Here is a 21622-nt window from a genome sequence, read left to right as displayed (position 1 = left end):
GGTGGTGCTGACGGGGCCGTACGGAGGACGGCACCGTATCGCGCGGAGCGTGTCAGCGGCCGCGCAGGCGGCGTACGAGGATGCTCGCGTCGCCGCGGGACTCGAGGTCGGCCAGGACCACCGCGACCGCCTCGCGGACGATCCGCCCGCGGTCGACGGCGAGCCCGTGCTCCCCGCGCAGGACGAGGCGGGCGTGCTCGAGGTCCATCAGCTCCTCGGCGGAGACGTAGACGGTGATCTTCTCGTCGTGGCGCTCGCGCCCGCTGGGCCGTCTGGGAGCCCGTCCGGACTTGCGGCGCGGCTGCGGTGGCTGGGGCGGCTGCGGGGCCGCCTGGGGGCCCGTGGAGCCCGTTCCGGGGGCCTGCAGGCCGCGCCGTACGGGCGGACCGGACGGACCCGCCTGTTCCGGGACGGAGCGGGCCGCGGGGGCCGGCTGGGCGCCGGGGTCGGCGGCGGTGTCCCGTCCGCCGTGCTCGGCCGCCTCGGAAGGCGTCGCGGACTCGCTGACCGGCGCCTCCTCCGCCGCCGGCTCCTCGGCGGGGGCCGGCACCTGCCGCAGCGGGCGTTCGCCGGGGGCCGCGGGGTCCGCGCCCGGGCCACCGCCCGGACCCGCGCCGGGAGTCTCGCCGTTGGCGTGCTGCCGCGGCGCCGGGGACTGGAGCCCCCGTCCCCCCGTCGTGCGGAACAGTTCGTCGGCCCCCGGGAGACTCACTCGGCGTGACACCGGGCGAGCACCTCCCTGGCGAGCTGGCGATAGGCGGCGGCGCCCACCGAGTTGGAGGCGTAGGTGGTGATCGGCTCACCGGCGACCGTGGTCTCCGGGAAGCGGACGGTCCGTCCGATGACGGTGTGGTAGACGTGGTCGTCGAAGGCCTCGACGACGCGCGCCAGCACCTCGCGGCTGTGCACGGTCCGCGAGTCGTACATCGTGGCGAGGATGCCGTCCAGCTCCAGCTCGGGGTTGAGCCGTTCCCTGACCTTCTCGATGGTCTCGGTGAGCAGCGCGACTCCGCGCAGCGCGAAGAACTCGCACTCCAGCGGGACGATCACCTGGTGGGCCGCGGTCAGGGCGTTGACCGTCAGCAGGCCGAGCGACGGCTGGCAGTCGATGATGACGTAGTCGTAGTCGGGCAGCAGCGGCTTCAACGCGCGTTGCAGCGACGACTCCCGGGCCACCTCGCTGACCAACTGGACTTCCGCGGCGGACAGGTCGATGTTGCTGGGCAGCAGGTCCATGCCGGGCACCGCGGTCTTCAGCAGCACCTCGTCGGCCGAGAGCCCGCGCTCCATCAGCAAGTTGTAGACCGTGACGTCCAGTTCCATCGGGTTGACGCCGAGGCCGACGGAGAGCGCGCCCTGCGGGTCGAAGTCGACCAGGAGGACGCGGCGGCCGTACTCGGCGAGCGCGGCACCCAGGTTGATGGTCGAGGTCGTCTTGCCGACGCCGCCCTTCTGGTTGCACATCGCGATGATCTTCGCCGGGCCGTGGTCCGTCAGCGGGCCGGGGATCGGGAAGTACGGCAACGGGCGGCCGGTGGGGCCCACGCGCTCACGGCGCTGGCGCGCCGCGTCGGGTGCGAGGGTGGCCGCGTACTCGGGGTCGGGTTCGTACTCCGCGTCGGGGTCGTAGAACTGACCGTCCTGCAGCTCTTCTTCGTATTGGGCCATGGGGTTCGCGTAGCGCGTCTCGTTGTCTGTGCCGGCCCTGCGCGCCTCGAACGTCCGGACGGCCACGGAGGCCACCGGTCCGAGTCGTGCGGAACCGTCGGTCTGCACGGTCATTCCTGGCTGACCACCCCCGGGAGCAAATGTCGACTCATTCACAAGTCGTCTTACCTCCTTGGTGACCAGGAAACTTCTCAATAGGTCAGCGTTGCAGCATGCCGACGGTTGGCGACTCTATGGCGTGTCGGTGGTTCACAGCAACACAATCCACCGGACACGGCACGATGTGTCGGCAACCGAACGTCTCGCTGTCAAGGGTGTAACGACGACGCCGGGGATGTTTCGCGGGGGGACGAATCGGCAAAACAGTATGGTTCCACGCGAACGGCCGGGCCTTGGGACTCAAGACCCGGCCGTGCGTACCGGATTGGCGACAAGTTGACGCCAACGCGAAAAATCGATCAATCGATGAGGCGGCCGTCAGCCGAGGACGGTGCCGAGGTCCACCGCGTCCAGGCCGTGCGCCTCGGCGACCGGGCCGTAGACGACCTGGCCCTCGTGGGTGTTGAGGCCCTTGGCGAGCGCGGCGTCCCGGCGCAGCGCCTCGCGCCAGCCGCGGTTGGCGAGTTCGACGATGTAGGGCAGCGTCGCGTTGGTGAGCGCGTAGGTGGAGGTGTTCGGCACCGCGCCCGGCATGTTGGCGACGCAGTAGAAGACCGAGTCGTGCACCGCGAAGGTCGGCTCGGCGTGCGTGGTGGGACGGGAGTCCTCGAAGCAGCCGCCCTGGTCGATGGCGATGTCGACGAGCACCGAGCCCGGCTTCATGCGCGAGACCAGCTCGTTGGTGACGAGCTTGGGGGCCTTGGCACCCGGGATGAGGACCGCACCGATGACGAGGTCGGCCTCGAGGACGGCCTTCTCCAGCTCGAAGGCGTTGGAGACGATGGTCTGCACCTTGGTGCCGAAGATCTTGTCGGCCTCGCGCAGCTTGTTGATGTCCCGGTCGAGCAGGGTGACGTGGAAGCCCATGCCGACGGCGATCTGCGTGGCGTTCCAGCCGGAGACGCCGCCGCCGATGACGACGGCCTTGGCCGGGGCCACACCCGGGACGCCGCCGGGGAGCACGCCGCGGCCGCCGGCCGAGCGCATCAGGTGGTACGCGCCGACCTGCGGGGCGAGCCGGCCGGCCACCTCGGACATCGGGGCGAGCAGCGGCAGCTGGCGGTTGGCGAGCTCGACGGTCTCGTAGGCGATCGCGGTGGTGCCGGACTCCAGCAGCGCGTCGGTGCACTCGCGGGACGCGGCCAGGTGCAGGTAGGTGAAGAGGGTCTGGTCCTTGCGGAGCCGGTGGTACTCCTCCGCGATCGGCTCCTTGACCTTCAGCACCAGGTCGGCGACGGCCCACACCTCGTCGGCGGTCGGGAGGATCGTCGCGCCGGCGGAGACGTACTCCCCGTCCGGGATGGACGAGCCGACGCCGGCGTCCTGCTCGACGAACACCTCGTGGCCGCCGCGGACGAGCTCGTGCACGCCGGCGGGGGTGATGGCCACGCGGAACTCGTTGTTCTTGACCTCGCGGGGGATGCCGACCTTCACGTCGATCACGGTCCTGTTCACGGGAGTGGAGGGTTTCTAGCAGGTCTCCGGACATGTCGCCCGATGACGGGGTACATCGGACCTGACCGCGATGTTCTGCGGTGCGACCAAGTGTAGTGAAGGAAGAGTCACTGTCCAGCCTTACAAAGTGACTACTTTCAGCGAAGGCATTGGCAGTTTCGTAGGTACAGCTCGCTCTCGGCGCGATCTGAGGGGCCCCAGCGGGCCCTCGGCCCCGGAAACAGGGGCCCTCAGTCCTCCTCCGGCTGCGGAATCTCCTCGGCCGGCAGCAGCCGCCGCGCGGCGGCCCGCTGCAACCGGGCGCCCGCTGGGTCCCCCAGCCGGTCCAGGGTGTCGGCCATCCGCAGCAGCACCGCGCCCTCCAGTCGCCGCTCCTTGGCCTGCCGGGCCCAGTACAGGGCGTCACGGCAGGTCCGCAGCGCGTCCTCCGGGTGCCCCGCGTACTCCTGGACCCGGGCCACCTCGCTGAGCGCCCGGGCCTGCGCGGGCAGGTCCTTCAGCCGCCGGTGCGCGGCGGCCGCGGCACGCCACTCGCGCAATGCGTTGCCGTAGTGGCCGGCGTAGGTGAACAGGGCGCCGAGCCGGGCGTGCAGCCGCGCCTGGTGGACGAGCTCGCCGCGGGCCTGCCGCAGGGCCAGCGCCCGGCCGTACCAGTCGGAGGCCCGCTGCGGGTCGTCCAGCTCCAGGTAGGTCCCGGCGATGGCCTCCAGCGCGCGGCCCTCGGCGTCCCCGTCGTACGCCTCCCGGGAGGCGACCAGCGCGGCCCGGTAGCGGTCGAGGGCGTCCAGCGGGCGGACCGCCTCGACGTCCAGGTCGCCGATGTTCAGCAGGGCCGCCGCCTTCTCCCGGTGCAGTCCGCGCCGCTCGGCGACGTCCAGCACCAGGTGGTGGAGCCGGTAGCGCTCCGGCGCCGTCGCCCCGCCGTCGGGGTCCGCGGCCAGGGCGCGCACGAGCGCGGCCATCAGGCGGCGGGCCAGGGTGTCCAGGTCGCCGTCCGCGACCGCCAGCCGCGCGGCGGCCAGCAGGACCGGCAGCCGCATCCGCAGCCACCCCGCCGCGACCGGACGGCCGGGGAAGCGCAGGGACTTGGGCAGCCCGTCGGGCTCCTCCTCGCCCTCCAGGCACATCCGGCACGCGTGCAGCAGCCGTACCGTGCGCTCCAGCATCCGGGCGCGGGCGAGCTGCACCTCGGACGGTTTCTCCGTGCCCTCCAGCAGCGCCCGCAGCGGCGGGGTGAGCCAGCCCGGCACCCGGTACTGCGCCGGCAGTTCGCCGAGGACCGGCTCGGGGTGCAGCAGTCCGCAGGCGGCCAGGTCCGCCAGCGTGGCCTGCGCGGCCTCGACCGAGCAGCCGCCCAGCGCGGAGGCGGTGTGCGCGTCGGTCAGGCCCGAGGGGGCGAGCGCGAGCAGTCGCAGCATCCGGGACACGGCGGGCGAGAGCGCCCCGTACACGAAACGGAAGGCGCGCAGCAGCTCCGGCGCAGGAGTGGCACGCGGGGTGGACGCCGCGGCGGCGCTCCCCTTCTCCTTCGCCGTCCCGGTCCCGTCGGCCTCCCGTGCGCCGCCGGCCGCCTTCGCCGCGGGCTCGCCCGGAGCGCCCGCCCGGCGCAGCACCCGTGCCTGCCCGTCCGCGGCCAGACCGCGCAACGCCTCCGGCAGCGGGCCGCTGCCCGTGCGGTGCCCGACGTCCGCGCGGAGCGTGCCGTTGCCGCGGGTGGCCGCGCCGCCGTCGGACGCCGCGTTCGCGGCCGCCGGCTCGCCGGCGTCGGCGTGCAGCCTGCGGGTGGCCTCGGCGACGGGGGTACGCGGCTGCGCGGCGAGCCAGGCGGCGACGAGCCGCAGCGCCCCGGGGTGCCCGCCGCACTCCTGGACCAGGCCCTCCGCGGCCCGCGGGTCGTTGGTGATCCGCACCCGCCCGATCGCCTCGGTCAGCAGGTCCACGCAGGCCGCCGGGTCGAGCCCGCCCAGGGTGCACGGGCGTACGTCGTGGACGCCGGGCAGCGGCCCCTCGGCGGTGGCCACCAGCAGGTTCCCCGATCCCCTGGGCAACAGGTCGAGCAGCTGCCGGGAGTCGACGACGTCGTCCAGGACGAGGACGGCCTTGCGCCCGTTCAGGGCGGTGCGCAGCGCGGCGAGCAGCTCCTCGGGCTCCGCGGCCGGCTCGACCTCCACGTCCATCGCGCGCAGCAGGTCGCGGGCGGACTGCTCGGGCGGCACCGGACGGCCGTCGTTCTCGCTGAGCCGTACGTAGAACTGACCGCCGGGGTAGCGGTCGGCCACCTCGTGGGCGAGCCGCACGGCCAGCGCCGTGCGTCCCGAGCCCGGCCGGCCGGCCACGAGCAGGACACGACTGCCGTCGGGCGTCTGGCCGCGCAGGGCGGCCAGGCCCGGCCGGTCGATGTCGGCGCGCAGTTCCTCGAGCTCGCGGCGGCGGCCGACGAAACCCGGCAGGCCGGGGGGCAGCGTGCCGTGTGCCGGGGTCTGTGACGCCGGCTCCCACGGGCCGTCGTCAGAGGCCGCCGCCGATGCGTCGGCGTCCAGCACGTGATCCGCCACGGGCCCACTCCCGTTCTCCTACGAACGGCAAGAGCCTAGTTCACGGTGGGGGTCCAACCCCCGTACGCGACGCGGCGGATCCGGCCAATGATCACCCTCTCGGACGATCGGATGGTCAGACCGAACCAATCACGCGGAGAACGGTCGCGCGGGCCACTCGGCCTCGGCCGGGCGCAGCGCCTCCAGGCCGTCCCCGGCCCGGGCGGCCTGCAACGACAGCACTCCGACCACGAGGCAGTTGTTGTGCAGCTCGCCCGCGAGGACCCCGCGGACCAGCTCCTGCACCGGCACGCGCGCGGACTCCATGTCGGCCTCTTCCTCCGACACCTCGAAGCGCTCGCCCTCCACCTCGGACAGGCCCCGGGCCAGGAAGATCCGCACGGCCTCGTCGCAGCCGCCGGGCGTGGTGTACACGTCCGTGAGCACCCGCCAGTCCTCGGCCTTGACGTGCGCCTCCTCGTACAGCTCGCGCTGGGCGGCGTGCAGCGGGTTCTCGCCGGGGACGTCGAGGAGCCCGGCGGGGATCTCCCACAGCTTCATCCGCACGGGGTGGCGGTACTGCTTGAGGACCAGGACCCGGTCCTGGTCGTCGAGGGCGAGCACGGCCACCGAGCCCGGGTGGACCTGGTAGTCGCGCCGGGCGACGCTGCCGTCGGGCATGACGACGTCGTCGGTGCGGACGCCGGTCTTCTTCCCGGCGAAGGGGGTGGCGGTGGCGGTGACCCGCCACTCCTCGGGGGTGTCCTTCAGCATGGTGCCCTCCGTACGCGGTGCAGGGGGCGGCCCGTTCGCCGGCCCGCCCCCGCAACCGTACCGATCAACCCTTGAGGCGCTCGACGGCGGCCGCGACCAGTCCCGCGAACAGGGGGTGCGGACGGGTCGGGCGGGACTTGAGCTCGGGGTGCGCCTGGGTGGCCACCAGGTACGGGTGCACGTCGCGGGGGTACTCGACGTACTCGACCAGGGTGTTGTCCGGGGAGGTGCCGGAGAACAGCAGGCCGGCCTTCTTCTCCAGCTCGCCGCGGTAGGCGTTGTTCACCTCGTAGCGGTGGCGGTGCCGCTCCTCGACGTAGGGCTCGCCGCCGTAGACCTCGCGGACGATGGAGCCCTCGGCGAGCTTCGCCGGGTACAGGCCCAGCCGCATGGTGCCGCCGAGGTCGCCCTGGCCGGCCACGATGTCGAGCTGCTCGGCCATGGTGGAGATCACCGGGTGCGCGGTGGCGGGGTCGAACTCGGTCGAGTTGGCGTCCGGGATGCCGGCCAGGCCGCGGGCCGCCTCGATGACCACGCACTGCAGGCCCAGGCACAGGCCGAGCAGCGGGATGCGGTTCTCCCGGGCGTAGGTGATCGCCGAGACCTTGCCCTCCACGCCGCGGTCGCCGAAGCCGCCGGGGATGCAGACCGCGTCCACGTCGCCGAGCTGACGGGCGGCACCCGCCGGGGTCTTGCACTCGTCCGAGGTCACCCACTTGATGTTGACCTTGGCGTTGTTGGCGAAGCCGCCGGCGCGCAGCGCCTCGGTCACCGACAGGTAGGCGTCGGGCAGGTCGATGTACTTGCCGACGAGCGCGACCTTCACCTCGTGCTCGGGCTGGTGGACCCGGCCGAGCAGGTCGTCCCACTCCGTCCAGTCGACGTCGCGGAACGGCAGGTTCAGCTTGCGGACGACGTAGGCGTCCAGGCCCTCGGTGTGCAGCACCTTGGGGATGTCGTAGATCGACGGGGCGTCGATGGCGGCGACCACCGCCTCCTCGTCCACGTCGCACATCAGCGAGATCTTGCGCTTGATGGACGTCGGCACGTCGCGGTCGGCGCGCAGCACGATCGCGTCGGGCTGGATGCCGATGCTGCGCAGCGCCGCCACCGAGTGCTGCGTCGGCTTGGTCTTCAGCTCGCCGGAGGGGCCGATGTACGGCAGCAGTGAGATGTGCATCACGAAGACGTTGTCCCGGCCCACCTCGTGCCGGACCTGGCGGACGGACTCAAGGAAGGGCAGCGACTCGATGTCGCCCACGGTGCCGCCGACCTCGGTGATCACCACGTCCACGTCCTCGGTCGCCATGCGCCGGATGCGGGACTTGATCTCGTTGGTGATGTGCGGGATGACCTGCACGGTGTCGCCCAGGTACTCGCCGCGCCGCTCCTTGGCGATCACCGAGGAGTAGATCTGGCCGGTGGTGACGTTGGCCGAGCCGGCGAGGTTCACGTCCAGGAAGCGCTCGTAGTGGCCGATGTCCAGGTCGGTCTCGGCGCCGTCGTCCGTGACGAACACCTCACCGTGCTGGAAGGGGTTCATCGTGCCCGGGTCCACGTTGAGGTACGGGTCGAGCTTCTGCATGGTGACGCGCAGACCGCGGGCCTTCAGCAGCGCGCCGAGGCTGGAGGCGGTCAGGCCCTTGCCGAGCGAGGAGGCGACACCCCCCGTGACGAAGAGGTGCTTGGTCGTCGTGGATTTGGGCGGCAGTGCCAACAGGGGGCTCCCGTGGTCGCGAGGTGGTGGTCGGGACGGCACCATGGTGGTGAAGAGGGGTGTCGTCGCGGCGGTTCAGTGGTTCAGCCCACCGGCCCACGGGCTACCAGGGTATCAGTGACGCGCACCAGACGGTGCGGGCGGCTCTCTGACGAAAAACGAGGCCACCGGGACTTTGGTACGACAAAATGCACCCGACCGGCCCAGCGGGTGCGGTCGTCGCTTCCGCACAGCCCGCGTTGACGTCGTATCCTGCTCGGACACATCGATTCGATGCGAGTGAACCGGCACGGCACTACCCCGCCCGCTCCCGGGAAAGAGCTCGTCGACAGATCCACAGACCGCAATCACCGCCCCAGTCCCACGGGGCGCCGCCGTCGTTCGACTGGGAGACCTACGTGGCCGGGCGTATCGAGGATTACGCACTCATCGGCGATATGCAGACCGCCGCCCTGGTGTGCCGGGACGGCACGGTCGACTGGCTGTGCCTGCCCCGCTTCGACTCCCCCGCGATCTTCGCGGGCCTGCTCGGCACGGAGGAGCACGGGTACTGGCGGCTCGGTCCCGCCCACGCGAACGGCACCCGGCCCCCGGCCGCCACCCGCCGCCGCTACCGGGGCGACTCCCTGGTGCTGGAGTCCGAGTGGGACACCCCCCGCGGCACGGTCCGTGTGATCGACTTCATGCCGCCGCGTGACGGCGCCCCCCAGCTGATCCGGATCGTCGAGGGCGTCAGCGGCCGGGTGCCGATGCGCTCCGCGCTGCGCATGCGCTTCAGCTACGGCTGGGTCGTGCCCTGGGTGCACAAGGTGGGCGAGCGCACCGTCGCCGTCGCCGGCCCCGACTCCGTCTGGCACGACACCGACGTCGAGACGTACGGCAAGGACCTCACCACCTACGCGGACTTCACGGTGTCGCCCGGCGACCGCATCGCCTTCACCATCAGCTGGCAGCCCTCGCACAAGGAGCCGCCCCCGCTGGCCGAGCCCGAGGCCTCGCTGGAGGCCACCGAGGACTTCTGGCGCGAGTGGGTCGCCCAGTGCACCTACCACGGCCCCTACCGGGACGCCGTGGTCCGCTCCCTGATCACGCTCAAGGCCCTGACGTACGGGCCGACCGGCGGCATCGTCGCCGCCCCCACCACCTCCCTCCCGGAGGACATCGGCGGCGTCCGCAACTGGGACTACCGCTTCACCTGGCTCCGCGACGCGGCGATCACCCTGTCCTCCCTGCTGCGCACCGGCTACCGGGACGAGGCCCGCGCCTGGCGCGAGTGGCTGCTGCGGGCGGTCGCCGGCGACCCCGAGAACCTGCAGATCATGTACGGCATCGCCGGCGAGCGCGAGCTCGGCGAGACCGAGCTGGACTGGCTGCCCGGCTACGAGGGTTCGATCCCGGTCCGGGTCGGCAACGGCGCGGCCCACCAGCTGCAGCTCGACGTCTACGGCGAGGTCACCGAGGCCCTGCACCTGGCGCACATGACGGGCCTGGCCCGCAACGACTACGCCTCGCTGCTGCAGATCCGGCTCATCCAGTACCTGGAGGACCACTGGGACGAGCCGGACGAGGGCATCTGGGAGGTCCGCGGCCCGCGCCGGCACTTCGTCCACTCCAAGGTCATGGCCTGGGTCGCCGTCGACCGCACCGTCAAGCTCATCGAGTCCGGCGAGGTCGACGGGCCGCTGGAGCGCTGGCGCGAACTGCGCGACGAGATCCACCGCGACGTGTGCGAGAAGGGCTACGACAAGGAACGCAACACCTTCACGCAGTCCTACGGCTCGCGCGAGCTGGACGCCTCCCTGCTGCTCATCCCCCAGGTGGGCTTCCTGCCGCCGGACGACAAGCGCGTGATCGGCACCATCGAGGCGATCCAGCGGGAGCTGTCCACCGAGGACGGCTTCGTGCTGCGTTACCCGACCGACGCCCCTCCCGGCGGCGAGAACCTCGACGGCCTCCCCGGTGACGAGGGCGCCTTCCTCGCGTGCTCGTTCTGGCTCGCCGACGACCTCGCCATGATCGGCCGGGTCGACGAGGCCCGCAGGCTCTTCGAGAAGCTGCTCGCGCTCCGCAACGACCTCGGCCTGCTCGCCGAGGAGTGGGACCCGCGACTGCAGCGGCAGGTCGGCAACTTCCCTCAGGCGTTCAGCCATGTGCCGCTGATCGACACGGCCCTGCGGCTCACCGCGAGCGGCGCGTACGGCGGCTGACGGCGGGGCCGCCGCCCCCGGCGGCCCTCAGCGGGAGGTCAACTCGTCGTAGATGCTGAGCACTTGGGCGACCGTGTCATCCTCGGTCGGCCAGGTGGCGGCCTGCGCGGGACCGGCGACGGCGAGCACCGCACGCCGCGCCGGGTCCGCCAGCAGACGCGTGACGGTGTCGGCGAGCGTCTTCGGATTGCCGTACGGCACCAGCACCGCGGCCTCGCCGACGAGTTCGGCCGTACCGCCGACGGAGGTCGCCACCAGCGGCGCCCCCGCGTGCAGCGCCTCCTGCGCGGTCAGCGAGCGCGCCTCCCACCGCGACGGCAGCACCACCACGTCGGCGGCGGCGAGGAGTTCGGGCACGTCGTCACGGCGGCCGAGCAGCCGCACCGGCAGTTCCTCGGCGTCGATCCGCTCCTGCAGCTCCGTACGCAGCGAGCCCTCGCCCGCGACGATCAGCAGGGGCGCCGGCTCCAGCCCCGCCCAGCCGTGGGCCGCGTCCAGCAGCAGGTGGTAGCCCTTGCGCGGCTCCAGGCGGCCCACCGCGAGCAGCAACGGACGCTCCCCCACGGCGAATTCGTCCCGGGACTTCTGCCGGCGCCGCTCCGCCTCCGCCGCCGCCTCCGCGGACGGCGCGACCCTCGGTGGAGCCGGCACCCCGATCGGCCCGAGCCGGGCGTCGCGGGCCCCCGCCGAACGGGCCCGGTCCACCAGGTCCGAGGAGGCGCCCAGCACCACCGCCGCCGCCCGCGCCACCCGGCGCTCCAGCAGCCGCAGCACCCGCCCGCGCGCGCCCTCGGCCAGCACCGCGCCGTGCCAGGTCACCACCAGCGGCGTACGGCGCCCGCTCAGCGCCATCGTGGCCAGCAGCCCGGCCCGCAGCCCGTGCGCGTGCACCACGTCCGCTCCGGCGCACGCCGCCCGCAGGGCCGTCACCACGGCCGCGTCCGCCCTCGGCTGCGAGCGCCGCGTGATCTCGACCGGGGCGAACCTCGCGCCCGCCGCGCCGAATCCGTACCGCTCCTCGGCCTCGCCCGGCCCGCAGACGGTCACCTGCACACCGCGCGCCACCAAACCACCCGCCACGGAGGCGACATGGGCCCGCGCCGTCTCGCCCAGCACGTGGACGGCGTGCAGCTGCCCGTGCAAGGGGCTCGGTGAACTGCTCACGCGGGGTAGGACTCCTGACTGGGCATCGTGGGAAGGGCGGCGGGTCCGCTCCCTCAAGGATGCCAGGCCGATAGGCCATCCAGGGAGCGATGCCCCGCCCCCACCCGGCCACACGTACGCGGGACCACCCTTACGAGTGCCCTCGGCTCCCCCATCACGCCGACCCCGCACCCGTAAGCCGGGGTACCCGCCGTCGGCCGTGGCATCCGCGCGCGCCGGGGCGGCGCCTCCGGCGCACCCGCCCACGCGGACACCCGGAACCCCCTCCGGGCACGGCGGCCACCCACCCGCCACCGCGCGCACCCCAGGACGGCGAGGCCCACCGCAGGCCGGCCGCCGACGCCGACGCCCGCCTCCCCCGCAATCCCCGGGACCCCGGCGACCGTGGCACCCGGAACCCCCTCCGGGGCACGGCGGCCGCACCACAGAACGGCGAGGCCCACCGCGGACCGGCCACTGGACCGACCGGCGACGGTGACACTCGGAACCCCCTCCGGCACCCCGGACGGGCACCCCGTCACAACCGAGGACGGCGGTCGCCCACCCGTCACCGGGCCCGGCATCCACGCGCACCCGGCCGCGCCTCAGAACGGCGAGGCCTACCGCGGACCGGCCACGGACCGACCGGCAACGACGGCACCCGGACCCCCTCCGGCAGCCCCCGGACGACCAGACGGGCACCCCGTCACACCGGGGACGGCGGTCGCCCACCCGTCGCCGACGACGGAGCCGCACCGCGGCCCGCGCACGCCTTCAGGGCACAGAGGCTGAGCACGATGCGGCGTACCCCCGTCCTGGGGCGCGGCAGCGCGCGTCAGCGCGCTTCGCGGGCCGCCGCCAGCAGTTCCTCCGCGTGGGCGCGGCCGAGTTCCGAGTCCTCCAGGCCGGCGAGCATCCGCGACAGCTCGCGCACCCGTTCCTCGCCCTCCAGCACGCGCACCCCGCTCCGCGTCACCGACCCGTCATTGGTTTTCTCCACCAGCAACTGCCGGTCCGCGAACGCGGCCACCTGCGGAAGGTGCGTGACGACCACGACCTGCGCGCTGCGCGCCAGCTTCGCCAGGCGCCGGCCGACCTCGACCGCCGCCTTGCCGCCGACGCCCGCGTCGACCTCGTCGAACAGGTACGTCGGCACCGGGTCCGACCCCGCGAAGACGACCTCCACGGCGAGCATCACGCGGGATAGCTCACCGCCGGACGCGCCCTTGGCGATGGGCCGCGGCGGGGCGCCGGGGTGCGGCGCGAGCTGCAGCTCGACCTCGTCCGCGCCGGTCGCGCCGAAGGCCACCCGCCGGCCGCCGACCTCGATGCCCTCCTCGTCCGCCGTCTGCCGGAGGGCGACGCTGACGCGGGCGTGCGGCATGGCGAGCTGCGCGAGCTCCGCCGTGACGGCCGCGGCGAAGCGTTCCGCCGCCTCCGTCCGCGCGTCGGTGAGGGCCTGGGCGAGGTCGCCGAGCTCGGCGCGCAGCGCGTCGCGTTCGGCCGTGAGCTCATCGATCCGCTCGTCGTCGCCGTCCAGCTCGCCGAGCCGGGCCGCGCCCTGCTCGGCCCAGGCCAGGACGGCGTCGATCGTCTCCCCGTACTTGCGGGTGAGGTGGGCGAGGACGGCCCGCCGCTCCTCCACCGCCGCGAGGCGCCGCGGATCGGCGTCCAGGTCGTCGGCGTACCCGGCGAGTTCCCCGGCGACGTCGCCGAGGAGGATGCCGATCTCCCCGATCCGGTCCGCGAGCGCGGCCAGCGCCGGGTCGTGCGAGCGGACGGCGTCGAGCGCGCGCTGGGCGCCCGCGACGAGCATGCCCGCGTCGACGCCCTCGGGGTCCTCGGGGTTCCCCGCGAGCGCGGCGTGCGCCAGGGTCGCGGCCGAGGCGAGCGCCTCGGCGTGGCCCAGCCGCTCCGCCTCGGCGGCCAGGTCGGCGTCCTCGCCGGGCAGCGGCTCGGCGGCGGCGACCTCCTCCAGGCCGAAGCGCAGCAGGTCCGCCTCCTGGGCCCGCTCGCGGGCCCGCGTGGTCAGCTCGTCCAGCTCGCCCGCGACCTCGCGCACCCGCCGGTAGGCGGCCGCGTACTTGGCCAGCGGCACGGCCACGGCGTCGCCCGCGTACCGGTCCAGCGCCTCGCGCTGGCGGGCCGGCCGCAGCAGGCCCTGCTGGTCGGTCTGGCCGTGGACGGCCACCAGCTCGTCCGCCAGCTCGCCCAGCAGCCCCACGGGGACCGAGCGCCCGCCCACGAAGGCCCTGGAACGCCCCTCCGCCGAGACGGTACGGCTGAGCAGCAGTGCTCCGTCGTCCAGCTCGGCGCCGGCCTCCTCGGCCCGCACCGCGGCGGGCGCGCCCGCGTCCAGCGTGATCCGTCCTTCGACGGACGCCGATTTCGTCCCGATCCGGACCAGGCCGGGATCGGCACGGCCGCCCAGCAGCAGCCCGAGGCTCGTGACGACCATGGTCTTGCCCGCGCCGGTCTCACCGGTCACCGCGGTGAAGCCGGGCGACAGCTCCACCACGGCGTCCTCGATGACTCCCAGCGACCGGATCCGCATCTCCTCCAACACGGATACGACCATACGAGGTTTGCGGGCCGCCGCGCGACGGGCCTCACCCCTGAGGGGAAACTCAGTGCGGCGCGCCCCGCCAGCCCGCCACCGGCAGCGCGAACTTCGCGACCAGCCGATCGGTGAAGGAGGCGTGGTGGAGCCGTGCCAGCCGGACCGGCACCGCCCCCTTCCGGACCTCCACGCGGGCCCCGGCCGGCAGGTCCACCGAGCGCCGCCCGTCGCACCACAGCACGCCGTGCGGGGTCTTCGGCTGCACCTCCACCGCCAGCACCGAACGCGGCGAGGTCACCAGCGGCTTCGCGAAGAGCGCGTGCGCGCTGATCGGCACCATCAGCAGCGCCTCGACCTCGGGCCAGACCACCGGCCCGCCGGCCGAGAAGGCGTACGCGGTCGACCCCGTCGGGGTCGCCATCACCACCCCGTCGCCGCCGAAGCGGGAGACCGGGCGGCCGTCGACCTCCGTCACGACCTCCAGCAGCCGCTCGCGCGCCTGCTTCTCCACCGACGCCTCGTTCAGCGCCCAGTCGGTGTGGACGACCCGGCCGTCGTTGCGTACCAGGACGTCGATCGTCATGCGCTCCTCGACCTCGTAGTCGCGGGTGACCACCCGGTCGACGACCTTGTCCAGGTCGTCGCGCTCGGCCTCCGCGAGGAAGCCGACCCGGCCCAGGTTGACCCCGAGCATCGGCACCCCGGAGGCGCGGGCGAACTCCGCGCCGCGCAGCAGCGTGCCGTCACCGCCCAGGACGACGATCAGCTCGCAGTCCGCGACGGTGTCCGGTCCGATCTCCTGCACCCGCTGCACCGCGCCGTTCCCCGGCAGCGTCAGCTCCTCGGCCTCCTCGGCCAGCACGCGGACGCCGATGCCGCAGCGCCTGAGTCCCTGGACCACCCGCTCGGCGCTGCGGATGGCCGCCGGCCGCCCGGTGTGCGCCAGCAGGAAGACGGTGCGTCCGGACGTCCCGTGCACCTCGTGCGTCTCGTTCGTCTCGCTCAACGGGGCCCCTCCGCCACAGCGCGGTCGACATCCGCCGGGTCCAGTTCGGGCGCCCCGGCGCGCAGCCACAGAAAGTACTCCACATTCCCCGACGGTCCCGGCAACGGGCTCGCGGTCACGCCCAGCACCCCCAGTCCCAGTCCGGCCGCCTGCCCGGCGACCTGTCGTACGGCCTCTGCGCGCAGTTCGGGGCTGCGGACGACCCCGCCGCTGCCCAGTCGCTCCTTGCCCACCTCGAACTGCGGCTTGACCATCAGGACCAGGTCCGCGTCGGGCGCGGCGCAGCGTACGAGGGCGGGCAGGACGAGCCCGAGCGGGATGAAGGACAGGTCGCCGACGACAAGGTCCACCGGCTCGTCGTCGATCTGCTCGAGCGTCAACTCGCGCACGTTGGTACGGTCCTTCACGGTGACGCGTTCATCGCTCTGCAGCGACCACGCGAGCTGCCCGTAGCCGACGTCGACGGCGACGACGCGCGCCGCGCCACCGCGCAGCAGGACGTCGGTGAAACCGCCCGTGGAGGCCCCGGCGTCCAGCGCGCGGCGCCCCTCCACGAGCAGCCCACGGGGCACGAACGCCGCCAGCGCGCCGGCCAGCTTGTGGCCGCCGCGGGAGACGTAGTCCGGGTCCGATTCGTCCTTGGTCACGACGAGCGCGGCGCTGGTCTCCACCTGCGTGGCGGACTTCGTCGCGGTCGTCCCGCCCACGGTCACCCGGCCGGCGGCGATCAGCTGCCCGGCGTGTTCCCGCGAGCGGGCGAGGTTCCGGCGCACCAGCTCGGCGTCGAGTCGGCGTCGTGCCACGTGAGGTTCAGCTCCTGTTGTCGTCGTCGAGTCTCGTGAGCGTGTCGCGCAGCCCACGGTGTACATCCTCGTACACCTCGACGTGGTCCTCGGTGGGAAGCAGGTCGGCGTCCTGCAGGCGGACAAGGACGGCGTCCACCTCGGTATTCCCCGTCGCCTCCAGCACGACCCCCAGCGGACGCGGCCCCGTTTCGGCGGCCTCCGCCGCGAGGGCCGCCGGCGCGGGCCCGACCTCCGGTCCGGGCGCGGGTGCCGCGCCCTCGGGCCCCGTCTCAGTCACGGCCCTTCGCCTCCTGCGTGCGGGGGGCCGCCGTCTTCTTCGCGGTCGCGGCCTTCTTCGCGGTCGCGGCCTTCTTGGCGGGGGTGGCCTTCTTGGCCGGGGCCGCGTTCTTGGCCGGGGTGGCCTTCTTGGCGGCCGCCGTCTTCTTGGCCGGGGTGGCGGCAGCGGTGCCGGACGCCGCGGCCGTCTTCTTCGCGGGGACCGCCTTCTTGGCCGGGGTGGCCTTCCTGGCGGCCGTCGTCTTCTTCGCGGGCGCGGCCGCGGTCGTGCTCTTCGCGGCCGGGGCGGTCTTCTTCGCCGTGGACGCCCCGCCGGAGGCGGTCGCCTTCTTCGCTGGGGCCGTCTTCTTCGCGGTGGCGGTCTTCCTCGCGGCAGGCGCCGCCTTCTTCGCCGCAGGTGCCTTCGCCGGAGCGGCGTTCTTCCGGGCGACGGGCACGGCGGGCGCGGCCTCGGCCGCCTCCGGAGCCGCGGGAGTCGCGGGAGTCGCGGGGGCCTCAGGCGTCGCGGGCGCCTTCCCCGGGGCGGCGTTCTTACGGGCGACCGGCGCGGGCGCGGCCGCGTACCCGTCGACCGGCACGTGCTCCACCGGCGGCTGCGGCGGCACGTACAGACCGGGGTCCGGCTCCTCGTCCGCCAGGTCCTTTACGGCCGGCTCCCGGTCGTCGTCCTCCAGGTTGCGGATGCGGCGCTCCAGGGCCTCCAGGACGACACCGACCTTGGTGACCTCGTCCGCCAGCCGGCCGACCCGGCTCATGGCCTTGTCGATCTCCTCGCGGATGAGCCCCACGAGCAGGTCGCGGTTGGCCCGTCCCGACGCCATCAGCTCGTCCGCGAGCGACTGCACCTCGGGCGGGATGCGCTCGCCGATGCTCCGCTGGACCGCGTCGACGTCTATCCCGGTCTGGTCGAGCAGTTCCCTCGCCGCTCCGACCGCCCGTCGCCGGGTGGCCTCGGTCAGGCCGCCCGCGATCTGCAGACAGGTCCGCAACGCGTCCCGCATACGCCTCACTCCTCGCCTTCGCCAGTTCCCAGACTTCGTCGGTCACGACGCTACCGCCTATGGCGCCGCATCTCCCCGACGGTGGGCTGCGGTACCGTCGATCAGCACCAGCACCACCCGACGTCCGAACGGGAGACGCACCGCCCATGGCGACCATCGAGGAGTGCCGCAGCGCGCTCGAGCGGCTGTCCGAGAACCTCGCCAGGACCGAGGGGGACCTGCGCAGCGCGGCCGCGCTCGACCGGTCGCTCAGCTGCCGCATCACCGACCTCGACGTCACCTTCGTGGGACGTCTGGTGGACGGCAGCATCCAGGACGTGGTCACCGTGCAGGGCCCGCCGGCCGAACGCGCCGAGATAAGGCTCACCATGGCCGGTGACGACCTAGTCGCGCTCGTCGACGGCAGGCTGCACTTCGCGAAGGCCTGGGGCAGCGGCCGGGTCAAGCTGGAGGCGGGCTTCCGCGACCTGCTGCGGCTGCGCAAGCTCCTCTAGGGCCTGCCCCTAGAGCCCCAGCCGGTCCAGCGCCTTCCCCGCGTCCAGGTCGCAGGAGCCGTCCCCGGCCCGGGTCCAGGCCACCGCGCACAGCGCCCGCAGCCCGTCCATGGGTTCGCCCGGGCGCTCGCCCTCGCCCTCGCCGGCACGGTCGAGCAGCAGCGCCCCGTCGCGCACCGAGGCGGTCCAGCCCCCGCAGCGGTACGCGCCCCCGCCGGCGTCCGTGACCTCGGGCTGCGGGGTGAGCAGCCCTCGCAGGTCCGCGTCCACGTAGGTGGGCCGGTGCTGCGGCGGGGCCGCGAGCAGCAGGGCCGGGGTGGTGACCCCGGTCAGCACCAGCAGCGAGTCGACGCCGCCCGCGTGGGCGCCCTCGATGTCCGTGTCGAGGCGGTCGCCGACCACCAGCGGCCGCCGCGCACCGGTCCTGATGACCGTCTCGCGGTGCATGGGCGGCAGCGGCTTGCCCGCGACCTGCGGGTCGCCGCCGGTCGCGATCCGCACGACCTCGACGAGCGCGCCGTTCCCCGGTGCCGTGCCGCGCGCGGTCGGGATCGTCAGATCGGTGTTGGACGCGAACCACGGCACACCGCGGTTGACCGCGTACGCGGCCTCGGCGAGCTGCCCCCAGCCCACCTCGGGCGAGTAGCCCTGCACCACCGCGGCGGGGTCGTCGTCGGCCGAGTCGACCGGCTGGAGCCCGCGTTCGCGCAGCGCGTCCACGAGTCCCTCACCGCCGATCGCGAGCACCCGCGCGCCCTCCGGGACCTGATCCGCGATCAGTCGCGCCACCGCCTGCGCGGAGGTGACGACCTCTCCGGCCTCGGCCGGCACGCCGAGCCGCGTCAGGTGCTCGGCGACGGTCTGCGGCGTGCGGGCAGCGTTGTTGGTGACGTACGCCAGCCGCATGCCGTGCGCCCGCGCCGCGCCGAGCGACTCGACGGCGTGCGCGATCGCGTCACCACCCGCATAGACCACTCCGTCGAGGTCGAGCAGGGCCGTGTCGTACGCCTGATCAAGCGGGCTTTCGCTGCCGGCCGGGCCGGTCCGGTGGTTCATCGGGCGGTCTCTCCTCGTATGTCGTCGATCACTCGGCACACTTCGCGGACATGACCCGCGTAGCATGCCCGGATGAACGATTCCGGACCCGCTGTACGGGGCCTGCGGCTGGCGCCGTTCCGCGCGCTCCGCTACGTCCCCGAGCGGGTCGGCAGCCTGGCCGCGGTCACCTCGCCACCGTACGACGTCGTCGTCCGGCCCGAGGGACAGCGGCACCTGGAGACAGCCGACCCGCACAACGTCGTGCGGCTCATCCTGCCCACCGCCGAGCCCCCGGACGGGCGGCACCGCAAGGCCGCCTGGGCGCTGTTCCAATGGCAGGAGGAGGGCGTCCTGGCCCTCGACCCCAAGCCCGCCCTGTACGTGTACGAGCAGCGCGAGGGCGATCAGGTGCAACGCGGCCTGATCGGCGCCCTGCGACTGACCCCGCCCGAGGAGCGGATCGTGCTGCCGCACGAGGACGTGATGCCGGGCCCGGTCGCCGACCGCGCGGCCCTCATGCGCGCCACCGCCGCCAACCTCGAGCCGCTGCTGCTGGCGTACCAGGGCAACGACGGGGAGGCGGCCGAGGTCGTCGAACGCGCCGTGGCGGAGCCGCCCTTGCTCGCGACGACGACCGAGGACGGCATACAGCACCGGCTGTGGGCGATCACCGACCCGCCGGCGATCGCGGCGGTCGATGCCGACCTGTCCCGCCACCAGGCCGTCATCGCCGACGGCCACCACCGCTGGGCCACCTACCTGCTGCTGCAGGCCGAGCACGAGGCCCCGAGCCCGTGGGACTACGGCCTGGTGCTGCTCGTCGACACCACCCGCTACCCGCTGCGGGTCCGCGCCATCCACCGCGTGCTGCCGCAACTGCCCGTCGCACGGGCCGTCGAGGCCGCCCGCGACTCCTTCCGCGTACGGGAGCTGCCCGGCCCCCTGCCGGAGGCCCTGGCCGCCCTGGCGGCCGCCGCGGCCGAGGGCAACGCGTTCCTGCTCACCGGCGACGGCCGCTTCCACCTCCTGGACCGCCCGGACCCCGGTGCCCTCGACCGGGCCATCCCGCGCGACCGGCCCGACGCGTGGCGGCAGCTGGACGCCACCGTGCTGCACAGCCTGCTCCTGGACCGGATCTGGGAAGTGCCCGACGCCCCCGAGCACATCCACTACATCCACGACACGGAGGCCGCGGTCGAGCGGGCCGAGCAGTTCGGCGGCACGGCCGTGCTCATCCACCCGGTGCGCGAGAGCGTCGTCCACGACCTCGCCAGGCAGGGTGTGACGATGCCGCGCAAGTCGACCTCGTTCGGCCCGAAGCCGGCGACCGGCCTGGTGCTGCGAAGCCTGGAACTCGACGGCACCTGCGACTGATCCCGGCCCCGGACACCACGAAGGGCGGCATCCGCATGACGCGGATGCCGCCCTTCGTTCCGGCGATCAGCCCTCGGTGCGCTCGGAGGGCGACTTGAACGGGTCGTCGAGGAACGCCGTCGGGTCCGCCTCGTCGGTCAGATCGACGTCCGGCTCGCCGGCGTCACCGGCCCCGGCGGCCTCGCGCGCCTCGCCGCCCCGGTGGGCGTCGTCGTCCTCGTCGTCCTCGTCGTCCTCGTCGTCGGTCGCGTCGGAGTCCGCGGCCTCCGGGGCGTCCGCGGCGACGACGCCGTCGCGATCCGCCGCCGACTCCTCGTCCAGCACGTCCACGAAGGCCACGCCGTCCAGCTGCGCCAGCCGGTCGGAGGCGTCCGTGGTGCCGCTCTGGTCCGCCTCCAGCGACTTGGCGAACCACTCGCGGGCCTCGTCCTCGCGACCCGCCGCGAGCAGCGCGTCGGCGTACGCGTAACGCAGCCGCGCCGTCCACGGGTGCACGGCGTTGGACGCCAGCTCGGGGCTCTGCAGGGTGACGACGGCCGCGTCGTTCTGGCCCATGTCACGCCGGGCACCGGCGGCCACCAGCCGCATCTCCACCTGGCCCGCGCGGTCCAGCTTGTGCACCTCCGGCGCACCCGCCATCTCCAGCGCACGCTCCGGACGGCCCATGCCGCGCTCACAGTCCGCCATGACCGGCCACAGGTCGACCGTGCCCGTCATCCGCCGGCAGGCACGGAACTCGGCCAGCGCCTCGGCGTACCGCTCCGTGGCGTACGAGGCGAACCCGGCCGCCTCACGCACGGCTGCGACACGGGACGCGAGCCGCAGCGCGACCCTGGAGTAGCCGTAGGCCAGTTCCGGGTCCTCGTCCAGCAGCCGGGCCACCATGACGAGGTTGCGCGCCACGTCCTCGGCGAGCGTCTTCGGCAGGCTCATGAGCTCCTGACGCACGCTGGGGTCGATCTCCTGGCCCGTGACGTCGTCCGGGATCGGCAGCCGCTTGACGGGCTCCCGCTCCTCACGGCGCTCGTCACGGCCGCGGGTGTTCTCGAACCGCCCACGCCCCTGCACGTACGGCCGGCGCCCGCCGCCCTGGCCCCGCTCGTCCTCCCGCCGCGGCCCGCGGGGACGCTCGTCCCTGCGGTCATCGCGACGGTAGCCGCCACGGTCGTCGTCCCGCCGCGGCCCACGGGGCCGGTCGTCCCGCCGGTCGTCGCGGGGACGGTCGTAGCGCGGCCGGTCATCACGACGGAACCCACCACGATCGTCACGGCGGTCGTCACGCGGACGATCCTCACGGGGACGGTCGTAACGGGGCCGGTCATCACGACGGAACCCACCACGATCGTCACGGCGGTCGTCACGCGGACGATCCTCACGGGGACGGTCGTAACGGGGCCGGTCATCACGACG

At 73.8% G+C, this 21622-nt stretch carries 17 protein-coding genes; 3 read left to right on the top strand and 14 right to left on the bottom strand.

The genetic code is table 11. The features are described 5' to 3' along the window. Nucleotides 1–52 precede the first annotated feature (52 nt). The 6 genes from ACFZAU_RS34435 to pyrG form a co-directional block, all read right to left on the bottom strand. Nucleotides 53–712, bottom strand: coding sequence for a hypothetical protein (locus ACFZAU_RS34435; protein WP_500555430.1), 660 nt, complete (start codon nucleotides 710–712; stop codon nucleotides 53–55). Then, nucleotides 709–1782, bottom strand: a complete 1074-nt coding sequence (locus tag ACFZAU_RS34430; protein ID WP_500464543.1) for a ParA family protein — start codon at nucleotides 1780–1782, stop codon at nucleotides 709–711. The genes ACFZAU_RS34435 and ACFZAU_RS34430 overlap by 4 nt, the downstream gene beginning before the upstream one ends. Before the next feature lie 363 nt (nucleotides 1783–2145). Further along, complete coding sequence (gene ald, locus ACFZAU_RS34425; RefSeq protein ID WP_499603903.1) at nucleotides 2146–3261, bottom strand: alanine dehydrogenase; 1116 nt, start codon at nucleotides 3259–3261, stop codon at nucleotides 2146–2148. A gap of 251 nt (nucleotides 3262–3512) precedes the next feature. Continuing rightward, nucleotides 3513–5837 carry an AAA family ATPase gene (locus tag ACFZAU_RS34420; protein WP_500555429.1) on the bottom strand — a complete coding sequence of 775 codons (2325 nt, stop codon included), beginning with the start codon at nucleotides 5835–5837 and terminating at the stop codon, nucleotides 3513–3515. Nucleotides 5838–5966: 129 nt separating this feature from the next. Beyond that, nucleotides 5967–6590, bottom strand: a complete 624-nt coding sequence (locus tag ACFZAU_RS34415; RefSeq protein ID WP_500555428.1) for an NUDIX domain-containing protein — start codon at nucleotides 6588–6590, stop codon at nucleotides 5967–5969. A 64-nt stretch (nucleotides 6591–6654) separates the two neighbouring features. After that, nucleotides 6655–8307, bottom strand: coding sequence for a CTP synthase (pyrG, locus tag ACFZAU_RS34410; RefSeq protein WP_499603855.1), 1653 nt, complete (start codon nucleotides 8305–8307; stop codon nucleotides 6655–6657). A gap of 398 nt (nucleotides 8308–8705) precedes the next feature. Here pyrG and ACFZAU_RS34405 point away from each other — a divergent pair, with 398 nt between their 5' ends. Further along, nucleotides 8706–10514: a glycoside hydrolase family 15 protein gene (locus ACFZAU_RS34405; protein WP_431967844.1), complete on the top strand. Its 1809-nt coding sequence runs from the start codon at nucleotides 8706–8708 to the stop codon at nucleotides 10512–10514. A gap of 27 nt (nucleotides 10515–10541) precedes the next feature. Here ACFZAU_RS34405 and ACFZAU_RS34400 read toward each other — a convergent pair whose 3' ends face one another. The 6 genes from ACFZAU_RS34400 to ACFZAU_RS34375 form a co-directional block, all read right to left on the bottom strand. Next, nucleotides 10542–11678, bottom strand: a complete 1137-nt coding sequence (locus ACFZAU_RS34400; RefSeq protein ID WP_500555427.1) for a glycosyltransferase family 4 protein — start codon at nucleotides 11676–11678, stop codon at nucleotides 10542–10544. A gap of 814 nt (nucleotides 11679–12492) precedes the next feature. Continuing rightward, nucleotides 12493–14235, bottom strand: coding sequence for a DNA repair protein RecN (recN, locus tag ACFZAU_RS34395; RefSeq protein WP_499603860.1), 1743 nt, complete (start codon nucleotides 14233–14235; stop codon nucleotides 12493–12495). A 49-nt stretch (nucleotides 14236–14284) separates the two neighbouring features. Further along, entirely contained in the window at nucleotides 14285–15223 is a 939-nt protein-coding gene (locus tag ACFZAU_RS34390; RefSeq protein WP_500555426.1) for an NAD kinase, read from the bottom strand. Continuing rightward, complete coding sequence (locus ACFZAU_RS34385; protein ID WP_499603864.1) at nucleotides 15220–16026, bottom strand: TlyA family RNA methyltransferase; 807 nt, start codon at nucleotides 16024–16026, stop codon at nucleotides 15220–15222. The genes ACFZAU_RS34390 and ACFZAU_RS34385 overlap by 4 nt, the downstream gene beginning before the upstream one ends. Before the next feature lie 7 nt (nucleotides 16027–16033). Further along, nucleotides 16034–16306 (bottom strand): hypothetical protein, encoded by a 273-nt coding sequence (locus tag ACFZAU_RS34380; RefSeq protein ID WP_500555425.1) that lies wholly within the window; start codon nucleotides 16304–16306, stop codon nucleotides 16034–16036. Continuing rightward, the gene (locus ACFZAU_RS34375) at nucleotides 16299–17306 is read right to left on the bottom strand and encodes a histone (protein WP_500555424.1); all 1008 of its coding nucleotides are present in this window, start codon (nucleotides 17304–17306) and stop codon (nucleotides 16299–16301) included. Before ACFZAU_RS34375 ends, ACFZAU_RS34380 begins: the two co-directional genes overlap by 8 nt. Before the next feature lie 146 nt (nucleotides 17307–17452). Here ACFZAU_RS34375 and ACFZAU_RS34370 point away from each other — a divergent pair, with 146 nt between their 5' ends. Further along, nucleotides 17453–17800, top strand: coding sequence for a sterol-binding protein (locus ACFZAU_RS34370; RefSeq protein ID WP_499603868.1), 348 nt, complete (start codon nucleotides 17453–17455; stop codon nucleotides 17798–17800). Nucleotides 17801–17809: 9 nt separating this feature from the next. Here ACFZAU_RS34370 and ACFZAU_RS34365 read toward each other — a convergent pair whose 3' ends face one another. Continuing rightward, nucleotides 17810–18856, bottom strand: a complete 1047-nt coding sequence (locus ACFZAU_RS34365) for an HAD-IIA family hydrolase (RefSeq protein ID WP_500555423.1) — start codon at nucleotides 18854–18856, stop codon at nucleotides 17810–17812. A gap of 72 nt (nucleotides 18857–18928) precedes the next feature. Between ACFZAU_RS34365 and ACFZAU_RS34360 the strand changes: the two genes are divergently transcribed. Beyond that, complete coding sequence (locus tag ACFZAU_RS34360; protein WP_499603872.1) at nucleotides 18929–20212, top strand: DUF1015 domain-containing protein; 1284 nt, start codon at nucleotides 18929–18931, stop codon at nucleotides 20210–20212. A gap of 66 nt (nucleotides 20213–20278) precedes the next feature. Here the strand turns inward: ACFZAU_RS34360 and ACFZAU_RS34355 are convergent, their stop codons facing one another. Beyond that, a complete protein-coding gene (locus tag ACFZAU_RS34355; RefSeq protein ID WP_500555486.1) occupies nucleotides 20279–21160 on the bottom strand; it encodes a hypothetical protein in 882 nt (293 codons plus the stop codon). Nucleotides 21161–21622 lie beyond the last annotated feature (462 nt).

Source organism: Streptomyces sp. NPDC008238, assembly GCF_042956445.1.
Lineage (GTDB): Bacteria > Actinomycetota > Actinomycetes > Streptomycetales > Streptomycetaceae > Actinacidiphila.
The sequence above is the reverse complement of the archived record's forward strand: the minus strand, read 5'-3'. Positions and strand labels throughout refer to the sequence as shown.